The organism is Verrucosispora sp. ts21 (assembly GCF_002879555.1).
In the GTDB taxonomy this organism is placed as follows: domain Bacteria; phylum Actinomycetota; class Actinomycetes; order Mycobacteriales; family Micromonosporaceae; genus Micromonospora; species Micromonospora gifhornensis.
In genome coordinates this window covers 1-13,609 of the sequence record NZ_PNOZ01000038.1, presented here as the reverse complement: position 1 = coordinate 13,609, position 13,609 = coordinate 1, and the positions used below count along the sequence as shown (strand labels likewise).

Below are 13,609 nucleotides of genomic sequence, written 5' to 3'. Positions count from 1 at the left end.
CCGTGGCCAACGTGCTGCTTTACCACCACATCCAAGGTTTGACCGACGGGGTCCGGAGCTTCGCGGACAGCCTGCGCCAGGTCGGACACACCGTGCACACGCCGGACCTGTTCGATGGCCGTACGTTCGGCAGCATCGAGGAAGGGTTCGGATTCGCTCGTGAGTTGGGGCCGGATGCAATCCAGGAGCGCGGCATCGCCGCGGCCGACGAACTCGGCCCTGGGCTGGTCTACGCCGGATTCTCCTTCGGCGTGACGATCGCCCAGCAGCTTGCGCAGACACGGCCCGGTGCCCGCGGGGCCCTCCTGATGTACTCCTGCCTCCCGGTCACGGAATTCGGAGAGGCGTGGCCCGAGGACGTGCCGGTGCAGATTCACGGCAAGGAGGGCGACGAGTTCTTCGACGAGGACCTGCCGGCCGCACGCGAACTCGCCGACTCCTCAGCGAACGCCGAACTGTTCGTCTATCCCGGCGACCAGCACCTCTTCGCCGACTCCTCACTCGACGCGTACGACCCGGAGGCGGCCGCGCTGCTCATGGAGCGGGTACGGGCGTTCCTCGCCGCCACCTGACCGGCGTGGCCCACTGAGCTGACCCACGCCGGTCGGGTGGTCTTCGGTGCAAATATCCCGTCGGGCGGCAGCCGGGTCAGCGGTTGAAGATCAACAGAAGCACGATGGTGCCGATGGCGCTGACCAGGATCGAGCCGAGGCAGCCGAGGCGGTTCGAGAAGAAGGCGAACATGCCTCGGTGATACCCACCGCCGGCCCGGTCAGACCGGGGCGGGGGTTTCGACGCGTACGGTGGCGGCTTCTGCGCGGGCGATGGGGCCGGCGGGCAGGGCGGCGAGGGCGGCCCCGGCGGCGACCGCCGCACCGGCGAACAGGAACGCCCACGGCACGCCGCCGGCGTGGTCGACGATCAGGCCGGCCACCGCGCCTCCGGCGGCGCTCGCCCCGACGGACATGGTGACCACCCAGGTGTACGCCTCGTTCAGCATGCCGACCGGCGAGATCCGCCCGACCAGTGTGTTCTCCAGGGTCAGGGCCGGCGCGATGGTGGCCCCACCGACCACCAGGGCGGTGCCGAGCGCCAAGGGGGTGGGCATCACGGCGAAGACGGCGAAGCTGCCCGCCACGGCGGCGAGCAGCCAGGCGAACTGTCGGGTCATGTTGCGGGCCGGGCGGCGGATCCCGAACCAGAAGCCGCCGACGGCGCTGCCGACGCCCCAGACGGCCAGCAGTACGCCGGCCAGGCTGTCCGGGTCGTCGGGGGTGTAGCGGGTGGCGAAGGCGGGCACCGTCACGCCGGCCGCGCCGAAGGCGATGCCGAGGCTGGCCACGCAGAGCAGCAGGGCCGGGAATCCGGGGACCCGCAGTGGGCCGAGGCCTCGGGTCTGGTGCTCCCCTTCGTGCCGCTGCCAGCCACGCATGGTCTGGCCGAGCGCCACGGCCACGGTGCCGACCAGGGTCACCACCGCCGCACCGATCAGCGCGGCCCCGGCGTCGGCGAACAGGACGAAGCCGGCGACCAGCAGTGGGCCGAGCACGAAGACGACTTCGAAGAGGGTGGTCTCGGCGGCCAGGGCGGTGTTGCGCAGGTGGTACCGGCCGGAGGCGACGCTTGTCAGGTCGTTCCACGCGCCGCGGATCGCGGCGGTCAGCGGCGGGTAGGAGGCACCGGCCAGGGCGGCGGCCACCAGGACCAGGGCGAAGGGTGTCTGCTCGGAGCGGGCCGCCCAGAGCAGGCCGATCAGGGCCAGTGGGTGGGCGACCGCGGTGCCGATCAGGACCGGGGTGGGGCCGATGCGGTCGGCGATCCGCCCGGCCACCGGGCTGAGCGCGGCCCCGGCGAGGGCGTAGCAGCCGCCGGCCAGGGCGGCCAGCGAGTAGCGGCCGGTGACCTCCTCGATGACCAGCAGCAGGGCCAGCGGGGTCATGCCGATCCCGAGTCGCCCGATGATGCCGGTGATCAACAGGGTCGGCGCCCCGGGAAGGTGCCAAACGCCCAGGTAACGGCGCAGACCAGCCACCGAGGACCTCCACAGGTGTAATGAGCGAGAGCGGTTTGAACCCTAACGCTGTCCAGGTGGTGGCCCGCAACCGAATAGGGTGCCGCCCACACCGGGTGGACCCGGTGTGGGCGGCGAAGGATCGGTGCGGGTCAGCGCTGGTAGCGGACCGGGCCCATGTTGCGGGCCATCTGCTCCAGCCGGGCGACGCGCTGTTCCATGGGCGGGTGGGTGGCGAACAGCGCCGCGACCCCGCCGCCCTTGAACGGGTTGGCGATCATCAGGTGCGCGGTGCTGGTGAGCTGCCCCTCGGCCGGCAGCGGCCGACGCTGGGCGCCCATGTGGATCTTCCGCAGCGCGCTGGCCAGCGCCAGCGGGTCACGGGTGAGTTCCGCGCCGGAGGCGTCCGCCTGGAACTCCCGGCTGCGGCTGATCGCCAACTGGATGATGCTGGCCGCGATCGGGCCCAGGATGATGGTGAGCAGCAGCACTGCCGGGTTGGGGCCGTCCTCGTCGTTGCCGCCGAGCGGGATGAACAGGGCGAGGTTCGCCACCATGGTGATGATGCCGGCCAGGCCGGCGGCCACGCTGGAGATCAGGATGTCCCGGTTGTAGACGTGTGACAGCTCGTGCCCGATGACGCCCCGCAACTCCCGGTAGTCGAGCAGCTCGACGATCCCCTGGGTCACGCAGACCGCCGCGTTCTGCGGGTTACGACCCGTGGCGAACGCGTTGGGCTGGGCGGTCGGGCTGATGTAGAGGCGGGGCATGGGCTGCCGTGCCTCGGCTGCCAACTCCCGCACCATGTGGTACAGCTCGGGGAACTGTGCCTCGCTGACCGGTTGTGCCCGCATCGAGCGAAGCGCCAGCTTGTCGGAGTAGAAGTAGGTGACGCCGTTCATCACAAGCGAGATGACGACGGCGATGACCAGGCCGCCACTGCCGCCGAACCAGTAGCCCACCGCCAGGATCAGCGAGGTGAGCAGGCCGAGCAGCGCGGCGGTCTTCAGACGGTTGTGGTGCACGAATCACTCCTTCGGTGCACGGATGCGTGGATCCGTCGACCGGTACAACAACCCGGTACCCGTCAACCATCCGGTTCATGACTGAGAGTTACCTGAGTGACAGTCATGTTGGGGAATGCACCGGCAGGTCAGGCCGGATTCAGCTGCCGGCGAGATCGAGCACCAGTTGCGGTGCGAAGCCGACGATCACGGCGATCGCGGTCGCCACGGCCAGCGCGGCCACCACCACGCGAGCCGGTCGGATCGCCCCGGCAGGCGCGTCACCGGCCGGAGTACCGGCGAGGGCACTGTCGGTCGGGGTGTAGAGCAGCGCGGCGAAGCGCAGGTAGTAGGCCAGGCCGATGACCGCGTTCAGCGCCACCAGCAGGGCGAGCCAGGCCGCATCGCCGCCGAGCAGCGACCGCACCACGGTCACCTTGGCGAACAACCCGGCCAACCCCGGTGGCAGGCCGGCGAGCCCAATCAGCGCGAACGCCAGGCCCGCGCCGACCCAGGGGTGCCGCCGGGCCGCGCCGCGCAGGTCGTCGAGGCGACCACCGTCCGCCCCGGCCGGGCGCAGGGCCACCACCCCGGCGAAGGCGGCCAGTTCCAACAGCACGAAGAAGACGGCGTACGCCAGAGCGGCGGCGTACGCGGCGGAGCGGGCGTCGACGTCGGCCAGGGCGAGAGCGCCGAGGGGGGCCAGGATGTAGCCCGCCTGGGCCACCGAGGACCAGGCCAGCAGCCGCACCGTACGCCGCTGACGCAGGGCCACCAGGTTGCCCACGGTCATGGTCAGCGCGGCGACCAGGGCCAGCACCGGCCCCGCCACGCTCAGTGGCAGCGCGTGCTGCACCACGGCCAGCAGGGCGACCACCCCGCCGAGCTTCGACGCCGTCGACAGGTACGCGGCCACCGGCAGCGGTGCCCCGTCGTACGTGGCCGGGGCCCAGGCGTGGAACGGCACCGCCGCCACCTTGAACGCCAGCCCGGCCAGCACCAGCGTCACCGCGACAGTGGTCAGCGGCAGGTCCAGCAGGTCCGAGCGGTCGGCCAGGATCGCGCCCAGCCGTTCCAGGTGCAGGCTGCCGGTGACCGCGTAGAGCAGCGCCGCACCGAGCAGGGTGAGCGTGGTGGCCACCACGCTGACCACGAAGAAGGTGACCGCCGCCTCGGCGCTGGCCAGGCTCCCCCGGCGCAGCCCGACCAGGATGTACAGCGGCAGGGTCAACGCCTCCACCGCCACGATCAGGGTGATCAGGTCGCCGGCCGCGCCGAGCACCACACCACCGGTCATCGAGCAGGCGAGCAGGAAGCAGAACTCCCCCACCGGGGTCACGCCGTCGCGCAGCAGCGGCCCGGCCAACGCCAACACCCCGAGCGCCAGCAGCGCCACCAGCCCGGCCACCAGCGCGGCCCGCCCGCCGAAGACGTACGAGCAGTCGGCCCCGACGCAGAAGGTACGGCGTTCGGCTCCGGCACCGACCGCCACGGCCGCGACGAGGGTGGCGAGTGCACCGGTGGCCGCCGCGACGATCGTCGCCGTCCTGCGGGCCAGCACCAGGTCGACCAGGAGCGCCAGCACGGCCGTCCCGGCGGCCAGGTACGCCGGCAGCAGCGCCACACTGTCGACGCTCTGCACCCTGCTCACGGCTGCCTCCCGTCGGCCCGGTCCCGGGTCGTCGTCATCGCAGGACCTCCACCAGGGCCGTCACCGGTGCCTCGGCGACACCAAGCACCAGGGTCGGTGCCAGCCCGACGGCCAGCGCGAGCAGCACCAGCGGCGTCCAGGCGGCCACCTCGGCTCCGGCCAGTCCCGGTTTCAGCCCGGCCACCGCAGGCGTCGCAGTGCCGTGGGTGACCTGCCGCAACAGCCGCAGCAGGTACGCCGCCGTCAGCGCACCGCCGAACGCGGCAAGCACCGCCAGCGTGATCCACAGCGCGCCGCCCACTTCGACGGCGGCGACCACCGCGAACGCCTCACCCCAGAACCCGGCCAGGCCGGGCAGCCCCAGCGAGGCGACCGCCGCGAAGGCGAGCAGCCCGGACAGCCGGGGGGCGGTCTCCCGCAGCCCGGACAGTTCGCGCAGCGCCCCGGTGTGGGTCCGGTCCTTTATCGCCCCGGCGAGGAAGAACAGCAGGCCGGTGATGATGCCGTGCGCGACGTTGCCGATCAGCGCCGCCTGGATGCCGGTGGCGGTCAGCGTGGCGATCCCGAGCAGCACGAACCCCATGTGCCCCACGCTTGAGTACGCGATGAGCCGTTTCAGCTCGGTCTGCGCCAGACACACAAGTGATCCGATCAGGATCGCCGCGACGGCGAGTACGCCCAGCACCGGTGCCGCCCAGCGGGCCCCTTCCGGCGCCACCCCGACGGCGACCCGGATCAGACCGTACGTGCCCATCTTGAGCAGCACCCCGGCGAGCAGCACGCTGCCGACGGTCGGGGCCTGGGTGTGCGCGTCGGGCAGCCAGGAGTGCAGCGGCCAGAGCGGACTCTTCACCGCGAAGGCCACCGCGAGCAGCGTGAACGCGGCCAGTTGGGTGCCCCGGGCCAGTCCGTTGCCGCCGGTCAGCGCGACGATGTCGGCGGTACCGGCGGCGGCCACCACCACGTAGACCCCGACCAGCAGCAGCACCGAGCCGAACAGGGTGTACAGGGCGAATTTGCGGGCCGCCCGACGCCGTGCCACCACCGCCGCCGGGTCGGTGCCGTCGCCGCCCCAGCCGACGATGATCGCGTACATCGGCAGCAGGACGATCTCGAAGAAGAGGAAGAACAGCACCAGGTCCAGGGCGAGGAAGGTGCCGAGGATGCCGACCTCGACCACCAGCAGCAGCGCCACCAGGGCGCGCCCGCTGCCACCGGGCGGTACCCGCCAGCAGGTGTACCCGCAGCAGAGCAGGGTGAGCAGGGCGGTCAGCACCACAAGCGGCCAGGAGATGCCGTCCACCCCGAGGTGGAAACGCAGCTCCAGGCCCGGCACCCAGGGCAGGTCGAGGGCGTGCCAGGGGCGTACCGCAGGCGGGGTCACCGCGTAGGCGGTCCAGCTGCCGGACCGGTCGACGGCCAGCGCCAGCGCCGCGACCAGGGTCAGCGCGGCGGCCACCGTACCGGCCACGCGGGCGGGCAGGTCGCGGGGGATCGCCGCCACCGCCAGGGCACCGAGCGCCGGTAGCGCAAGGACCGCGACCAGCAGGAACTCACCGAAGCTCATCGGGCAGCTCCGCTCCGCGATGCGGCCCGCGACGCGCTGCGGCTCATCACATTGCTCCGATCAGGGTGGCGGCCAGGGCGATCAGCAACGCACCGGCGAGCACCGCGACGACGGCTCGGGGCAGCGCGGAGCGGTGCAGGGCGGCGAGGCCGCCGCCGAGGGCACCCGCACCCCGGCCGGTGCCGGTGACCGCGCCGTCGACGACCCGCTCGTCGGCGACGCGTGCCGCCCGGGCGAGCGCGGTCGTGGGGCGTACCACAAGGGTGTGCTGGACGTCGTCGAGGCGGAACGCGCCGGCGAAGGCCGGCCGCAGCGGACCCAGCGCCGCCGCCGGATCGGCGGCGGTGTCCCGCCGCCAACCGGCCCAGGCCAGGCCCGCCCCGAGCAGCAGCAACGCCAGGGGCAGCAGGACGGTCGGGGTGAGGTGGATCAGCCCGTCCGGCGGCATCAGGTCCGACACCCCCTCGGCGTCGGACGGCGTCGTGCGTTGCAACTGGGTGGCGAACCAGCCGGGGAAGCCGGCCAGGCCGAGCAGGGCCGCCGGCACGGTCAGCGCCAGCACCGGCCAGCGCAGCAGAGCAGGCGGGTCGTGCGGGTGGGTCAGCGGGGTGCGCGGCGCGCCGAAGAAGGTACGCAGCAGCAGCCGCGTGGCGTACCAGGCGGTGACGGCAACGCCGACCAGCCCGGCCAGCCAGACCAGCCAGCCCACCCAGGCCGGAGCCGGGCCGTCGCCGTGCAGGGCGGCACCCTCGGCGGCGGCGAGCACGCCCTCCTTGCTCCAGAAGCCGGAGAGCGGGGGTAGGCCGGCCAGCGCGCCCAGACCGATCAGCGTGCACCAGAAGGTGACAGGCATGCTGTGCCGCAGCCCGCCCATCCGGGACATCGCCGCGGTACCGACGGCGTGGATCACCACACCGGCGGCGAGGAACAGCAACGCCTTGAACGCGGCGTGGGTGAGCAGGTGGAACAGCGCGGCAGGCGGCGAGCCGACGGCCAGCGCACCGGTCATGTAGCCGAGTTGGGAGACCGTCGACCAGGCGAGCACCCGTTTGATGTCGTCCTGTGCGGTGGCGGCGAACGCGCCGAGCAGCAGCGTCACCGAGGCCATCACCCCGAGGACGGCCAGCACGGTGGGGGTGGCCTCGAACAGCGGCCAGAGCCGGGTGATTGCGTACACCCCGGCGGCCACCATCGTGGCGGCGTGGATCAGCGCGGAGATCGGGGTGGGGCCGGCCATCGCGTCGGGCAGCCAGGTGTGCAGCGGGAACTGTGCGCTCTTGCCGGCGACCCCGGCGAGCAGCAGCAGACCGGCGGCGGTCAGCGTGCCGGTGCCGTGGTCGTGGGCGAGCACGTCGGCGATCCGGAAGCTGCCCGCCGAAACCCCGAGCAGGGCGATGCCGAGCAGGAACCCGACGTCGCCGACCCGGGTCACCAGGAACGCCTTCTGCCCGGCGGCCGGCGCCTGCGGCAGCCACCGGTCATGGGCGATCAGCAGGTACGAGCAGATGCCCATCACCTCCCAGCCGACCAGCAGCATGATCAGGTCCCCGGAGACCACCACCAGCAGCATGGCGGCGGTGAAGAGGCTGATCTGTGCCGCGTACGGCGGGTAGCGGTGGTCGACATCCGTGTCGTCGTGCGGCCCCCGCGTGAGGTAGCCGACCGAGTAGACCTGCACAGCCAGGGCCACGGCGGCGACCGCCACGGCGACCAGGGCGGCGGCGCCGTCGAGGCGTACCCCGAGGGTGACGGTGAGCTCGCCGAAGCGGATCCAGGTGGTCGAGGACTCCGCCGGGGCGTCAAGAGTGACGAGCAGCGCCACCGCCAGCAGCAGAGCGCCCGCAGCCCCGGCCACACCGAGGGCGATCGCCGCGCGCCGGGAAGTGTCCCGGTCGGTGGTCGCGCCCCGCGCCGCCGGTGGCAGCAGCAGACCGACCAGACCGGCGACCAGCGGTACGACCGGCAGCAGCGCGCCCAGCAGCGTCGTGGTGCTCACCGCTGACCCTCCAACGGCACCTTGTCCATCGACACCTCGTCCAGTGGCGCCGTGTCCAGTGGCACCTCGTCGACGGCGACGCTGGCCCGCATCCGGTAGAGCTGGAGCACGATCGCCAGCCCCACCCCGATCTCGGCCGCCGCCAGCACGATCACGAAGAGCGCGAAGACCTGACCGCTGTGCGGCAGCAGCGCCCGGGTCGTGGTGTCGGCGGTGATCAGGATCAGGTTCACCGCGTTGAGCATCAGCTCGACGCCCATCAGCACCAGCACCGCGTTGCGTCGCCGCAGTACGCCGTACACGCCGAGGCCGAACAGCAGCGCGGCGGTGACGTACGGGATGACCGGTCTCACCGGGCCCCTCCCTCGCCACCCGAGCCGGCCCGCTCGGCCGGCTCGTCCCCGGCTGGACGGTCTCCCGGTGTGCGGTCCCGCGCAGCGCTGTCTCCCGGTGTGCGCCCGATGTCGGGGCGGGACAGCACGATCGCGCCGACCAGCGCCGACAGCAGCAGGATCGACAGCACCTCGAAGGGCAGCACCCAACTGGCGAAGACCTGCTCGCCGATCCGCTCGGCGGTGCCCGCCTCGGGCAGCTCCACAGTTGTCCAGCGGAACGCGTCGATCAGCAGGGCGGCCAACCCCAGCCCGACCCCGCCGCCGATCAGCGCGGCCGGCCACCCCGGACGGTCCAGATCGTCCGAGGCACCGATCGGCGCGCGGGTGAGCATCACCGCGAACAGCAGCAGCACCACCACCGCGCCCACGTAGATCAGCACCTGCACCCAGGCCACCAGCTCGGCGGTGAGCACCAGATACATGCCCGCCACGGCACCGAGACAGACCACCAGGTAGAGCCCGGCGCGGACCAGGTGCCGGGTCGACACCACAAACACCCCGGACCCGACGGCCACCGCGCCCAGGGCGAGCAGCAGCACGTCCACGCCGGTCACTCGGAAGCACCTTCCCCGTCGCCGGGCTCACCCGTACCGCCGGGTGCCGGCTCGGGGCGTACCGGCGGGGCGGTCGGCCGGGCGGCGGGCGCGGCGGGGATCGCGGCCTTGCGCGCGGCGGCGGTCTCCTCCTTGGCCGGCTCACCGTTGGGATCGTGCGCCGGTGGCGGCGGTACGGTCGCCATCCACTCGCCGAGATGATCCTTGTCGTGCAGCAGGTCCTTGATGTCGTACTCGGCGTACTCGAACTCGGGCGACCAGTAGAGCGCGTCGAACGGGCAGACCTCGATGCAGATGCCGCAGTACATGCAGAGCGAGAAGTCGATGTCGAACCGGTCGAGCACGTTGCGCTGGCGAGGGCGGGCGGCGCCGGGCACCGCCACCTCCTCCTTGTGCGAGTCGATGTAGATGCACCAGTCCGGACACTCGCGGGAGCAGAGCATGCAGACCGTGCAGTTCTCCTCCAGCAGCGCGATCACCCCACGTGAGCGGGGCGGCAACTCGGGGGCGACGTCCGGGTACTGCTGGGTGGTGGAGCGCTTCGTCATCGTCTTGAGCGTGACCGCCAGGCCCTTGACCAGCCCGCTGCCCGGCACACCCGCCGGCTCGCTTCGCTCGCTCATGCCGACACTCCGCTGCGCTCCGTGTCGTCACGAGGCACCAATGCGCCGAGCCGATGATTCGCTCGCTGACGCTCGCTCATGTCGACCATCCTGCCCTGTGGGCACGGCGCGCGCGACCACCACCCGGGCTCTGCTGTCAGTACCGTGACCACGGGGAGAACGACACATCGGAAAGGACCCGTCAGATAACCGCCGCGCTGCACCAACCGCCGTCGGGCGAGTGGACGACGGACGACCTCGACGCCCTGCCCGACGACGGTCGCCGCCGCGAGCTGCTCGATGGAGTGCTGCTCGTGCCTGCCTCCCCCACCGCCGCCCACCAGACCATCGCCATGCGACTCGGCGTCGCGCTCGAAGCGGAGTACCCCGACGAGTACGAGGTCACCCAGGGTGTCGAGGTGCGGACTGGCGGATCGAGACCGATCCGGCCGGTCTCGTGGTACACACCCACCGGATCGATCCGGTGCACGAGGTCTACACCGAGACCGGACGGTGGACCAGTTTCGTCGACACCGGTGAGCCATTTCCGGTGAACCTGTCCGTGGCCCAGTTGACACCCCGATACCTCTGATCGGCCCGACGGGTATCGCACGGGCGGTTCCCGCGCTTCCGCTCGATCACCGCCCCTTCTGCCGGGCCAGCGGCCGCAGTGTCAGCAATGATGGGACCGGCATGGCAGGCGGCGCGGGCAAGGAGCAGGGCGATGACGGCAGACAACGGCACGGGCCAGAGACAGACCGGCGGGAAGTACGTGGAGCCGGGCGGGGAGTTCAACCGGGACCAGAACTACATCACCACCCGGATCACCGCGGACGGGCGGGACGGCTATCCGGTCGAGCCCGGACGCTATCGGCTGGTGGTGAGTCGCGCCTGCCCGTGGGCGAACCGGCTGATCATCGTACGGCGGTTGCTGGGTCTTGAGGACGTCCTGTCGATGGGCGTCACCGGGCCGACCCACGACGCGCGGAGCTGGACCTTCGACCTGGACCCGGGTGGCCGGGACCCGGTGCTCGGCATCGAACGCATCCAGGAGGCGTACTTCGCCCGCCACCCCGACTATCCGCGCGGCATCACCGTGCCGGCGATCGTCGACGTGCCGACCGGGCAGGTGGTGACCAACGACTACGCCCAGATGAGCCTGGACCTGTCCACCGAATGGACTGCCCACCACCGACCCGGTGCCCCGGACCTGTATCCCGAGCACCTGCGGGCCGAGATCGACGAGGTAAACGCGGTGGTCTTCCAGGACGTCAACAACGGCGTGTACAAGTGCGGCTTCGCCGGCAACCAGGAGGCGTACGACAAGGCGTACCACCGGCTGTTCGACCGGCTGGACTGGCTCAGCGACCGGCTCGCCGGGCAGCGTTACCTGGTCGGCGACACCATCACCGAGGCGGACGTGCGGCTGTTCACCACGCTTGTGCGCTTCGATCCGGTGTACCACGGCCACTTCAAGTGCAACCGGCAGAAGCTCAGCGAGATGCCGGTGCTGTGGGCGTACGCCCGGGACCTGTTCACCACCCCCGGCTTCGGCGACACGATCGACTTCGACCACATCAAACGGCACTACTACGAGGTGCACCGGGACATCAACCCGACCGGGGTGGTGCCGCTGGGCCCCGACCTGTCGAACTGGCTCACCCCGCACGACCGCGAAGCCCTCGGCGGCCGCCCCTTCGGCAACGGCACTCCCCCACCACCCCCATCCCCCACCGAACAGGTCAACCCCGCCCACACCCCCCTGCACTAACTCGAAAATCGACCGTAACTTGACGTGCGGCAGCATCCCGCGTCGCGGAGCGGCGCGGGATGGGTCTTGTTGGGCGGTGCGTTAGGCGGCGAGGTCGAGGGTGACGCGGTAGCCGAGGGCTTCGAGCTGGTGGATGTGGTTGCGTTTGCGGCGTTCGGTGTCGGTGCGGCTGAGGTAGAAGTCGGCGCCGAGATCACGGAAGCCGGCTGCGGGGTCTGACAGCAGGTGCCAGATGATCGTCAGGACTGAGCGGCCGACCGCGACGATGGCGCGTTTGGCGCCGCGTCTTCGGGCGATGCGCCGGTAGCGTTCGCCGAGGAACGTGCTGGTGCGGGCGGCGGAGACCGCGATCTGCCCGAGGACGCGGGCGAGGTAGCGGTTGCCGTGTCCGGTCGATCCGGTGCCTTTGCGGCGGCCGGCTGATTCCTTGACGCCGGGGGCGAACTTGGCCCAGCCGGCGAGGTGGGCCGGGGTCGGGAAGCGGGTCATGTCCACGCCGATCTCGGCGATGATCGCGGCAGCGGCGGCCGGGCCGACTCCGGGGATCTCAAGCAGCCGGGTCGCCGCCGGGGCAAAAGGGGCCAGTTGCGCCTCGATCCGGGCGTCGACCTCGCGGATGTCGGCCTCGACCTGCTCGATGCGGGCGATCATCTTGCCCAGCAGGAACGCGTGGTGGTCGGTGAAGTGACCGGTGAGAGCTTCCTGCAGGGCTGGGATCTTGCGGCGCAGGCTGGAGCGGGCCAGTTCGGCCAGGGTGTGTGGGTCGCGCTGCCCGGCGATCAACGCCGCCATCATGGCCCGCCCCGACGTGCCGAACAGGTCGCTGACCACGACCGACAGTTTGATCTGCGCGTCTTCGAGCAGCTTCTCCGCCCGGTTGCGTTCCGCCCCCGCCTCAGCGATCAGATCGACCCGGTAGCGGGTCAGATCCCGCAGCATCCGGATCGGCGCCGGTGGCACGAAACTCGGCCGGATCATCTGCCGTTCGGCGACCTTGCACAACCACACCGCGTCCAGCTTGTCGGTCTTCGGCCGGCCCGGCAGATGCTTGACGTCGCGGGCGTTGACCAGCCACACCTCGAACCCGTGCGCCTCAAGGAGGTAGAACACCGGTTTCCAGTAGTCACTGGTGGCTTCCATGACCACCCGGGTCACCCCCAGCGCGGCCAGACGCTCGGCCAGCCCGATCAACGATCGGGTCATCGTCGGGTAGGTCCGCACTTCCTGCAGCCGCCGTCCGGGCTTCTTCTCGTCCGGAACCCGTGCGCAACACACCAACGACGCCTTACCAATGTCCAACCCCGCCACACGCGTGATGATCTGCTCTTCGTCCTGGGCTTGATCCAGCAACCGAAACCCTCCCCACCAGCGCGAACATCAGGGCGGTCGCCCACGGCAGCCACAGAACGGGTGAATCTAACTCGCGTGCTCGCAGCAACAGTGAAGGGCCCATAACGCGGCTACCAGCGTCCGACTAACCCACGACCTCACACGGACCAAGGAGCAACGACGTCAGCGAGCGACCGACACGATTTTCAGCCCGGAACGGGCCACCTCGCCAGAGGCGACAAGGACTAACCCCACCCCTCGCCGCGCCCCCAACCCCGCGGCAAAGCTCGCACACGCGGGCCCGTGCAGCGGCATACCCCTGCACAGGGGTGCCCTACACGGGGATGCCCTGCGTGGGTCGATGCCCTGCGTGGGCCGTGCCGCGCGGGCCGTGCCGCGCGGGCCGTGCCGCGCGGGCCGTGCACGGGAACCTGCCCTGGGGCCTGCACGCGCGGCCCCTTCATGCGTTGATCTTGCACTTTCGGTCGCCGAATACCGGGATAAATGCCGCGTAACGGCGACACAAAGTGCAAGATCCACGCGTACGTGTGGTGCGCGCGGCCTGAGGGTCTACGCCTGCGGGCCTTGTGCGCGGCGATCTTGCACTCTTGGTCGTCACATAGCGGGATGAACTGCGCATAAAGGCGACATGAAGTGCAAGATCGCGGGTGTGTGGGTGTGTGGGTGTGTGGGTGTGTGGGTGTGTGGGTGTGTGGGTGTGTGGGTGTG

General features: G+C 71.2%; 12 protein-coding genes. 3 read left to right on the top strand and 9 right to left on the bottom strand.

Annotated elements, in window-relative coordinates; all coding sequences use genetic code 11:
* Positions 1 to 2: 2 nt before the first annotated feature.
* Positions 3 to 572 (top strand): dienelactone hydrolase family protein, encoded by a 570-nt coding sequence (locus C1A38_RS17535; protein WP_102658891.1) that lies wholly within the window; start codon positions 3 to 5, stop codon positions 570 to 572.
* 200 nt (positions 573 to 772) lie between these two features.
* On the opposite strand, the gene C1A38_RS17530 is transcribed toward C1A38_RS17535, so the two are convergent.
* The 8 genes from C1A38_RS17530 to C1A38_RS17495 all read right to left on the bottom strand — a co-directional run bounded on the left by C1A38_RS17530 (position 773) and on the right by C1A38_RS17495 (position 9,801).
* Positions 773 to 2,032, bottom strand: coding sequence for an MFS transporter (locus C1A38_RS17530; RefSeq protein WP_102658890.1), 1,260 nt, complete (start codon positions 2,030 to 2,032; stop codon positions 773 to 775).
* A 131-nt stretch (positions 2,033 to 2,163) separates the two neighbouring features.
* Entirely contained in the window at positions 2,164 to 3,036 is an 873-nt protein-coding gene (htpX, locus tag C1A38_RS17525) for a zinc metalloprotease HtpX (RefSeq protein ID WP_102658889.1), read from the bottom strand.
* A 139-nt stretch (positions 3,037 to 3,175) separates the two neighbouring features.
* Positions 3,176 to 4,666: an NADH-quinone oxidoreductase subunit N gene (locus C1A38_RS17520; RefSeq protein ID WP_102658888.1), complete on the bottom strand. Its 1,491-nt coding sequence runs from the start codon at positions 4,664 to 4,666 to the stop codon at positions 3,176 to 3,178.
* 34 nt (positions 4,667 to 4,700) lie between these two features.
* Positions 4,701 to 6,233 carry a complex I subunit 4 family protein gene (locus C1A38_RS17515; protein WP_102658887.1) on the bottom strand — a complete coding sequence of 511 codons (1,533 nt, stop codon included), beginning with the start codon at positions 6,231 to 6,233 and terminating at the stop codon, positions 4,701 to 4,703.
* 46 nt (positions 6,234 to 6,279) lie between these two features.
* On the bottom strand, positions 6,280 to 8,229 hold the full coding sequence (locus C1A38_RS17510) for an NADH-quinone oxidoreductase subunit 5 family protein (protein WP_102658886.1): 1,950 nt from the start codon (positions 8,227 to 8,229) through the stop codon (positions 6,280 to 6,282).
* A complete protein-coding gene (nuoK, locus tag C1A38_RS17505) occupies positions 8,226 to 8,582 on the bottom strand; it encodes an NADH-quinone oxidoreductase subunit NuoK (RefSeq protein WP_102658885.1) in 357 nt (118 codons plus the stop codon). The genes C1A38_RS17510 and nuoK overlap by 4 nt, the downstream gene beginning before the upstream one ends.
* Complete coding sequence (locus C1A38_RS17500; RefSeq protein WP_102658884.1) at positions 8,579 to 9,178, bottom strand: NADH-quinone oxidoreductase subunit J family protein; 600 nt, start codon at positions 9,176 to 9,178, stop codon at positions 8,579 to 8,581. Before C1A38_RS17500 ends, nuoK begins: the two co-directional genes overlap by 4 nt.
* The gene (locus tag C1A38_RS17495; RefSeq protein WP_102658883.1) at positions 9,175 to 9,801 is read right to left on the bottom strand and encodes a NuoI/complex I 23 kDa subunit family protein; all 627 of its coding nucleotides are present in this window, start codon (positions 9,799 to 9,801) and stop codon (positions 9,175 to 9,177) included. The genes C1A38_RS17500 and C1A38_RS17495 overlap by 4 nt, the downstream gene beginning before the upstream one ends.
* A 436-nt stretch (positions 9,802 to 10,237) precedes the next feature.
* On the opposite strand from C1A38_RS17495, the gene C1A38_RS32215 reads away from it, so the two are divergent.
* Both C1A38_RS32215 and C1A38_RS17485 read left to right on the top strand, forming a co-directional pair.
* Complete coding sequence (locus C1A38_RS32215; RefSeq protein WP_286047507.1) at positions 10,238 to 10,372, top strand: hypothetical protein; 135 nt, start codon at positions 10,238 to 10,240, stop codon at positions 10,370 to 10,372.
* A gap of 132 nt (positions 10,373 to 10,504) precedes the next feature.
* Positions 10,505 to 11,551 (top strand): glutathione S-transferase family protein, encoded by a 1,047-nt coding sequence (locus C1A38_RS17485; protein WP_102658882.1) that lies wholly within the window; start codon positions 10,505 to 10,507, stop codon positions 11,549 to 11,551.
* A gap of 81 nt (positions 11,552 to 11,632) precedes the next feature.
* Here the strand turns inward: C1A38_RS17485 and C1A38_RS17480 are convergent, their stop codons facing one another.
* Positions 11,633 to 12,859 (bottom strand): IS110 family RNA-guided transposase, encoded by a 1,227-nt coding sequence (locus tag C1A38_RS17480; protein ID WP_233196881.1) that lies wholly within the window; start codon positions 12,857 to 12,859, stop codon positions 11,633 to 11,635.
* Positions 12,860 to 13,609 lie beyond the last annotated feature (750 nt).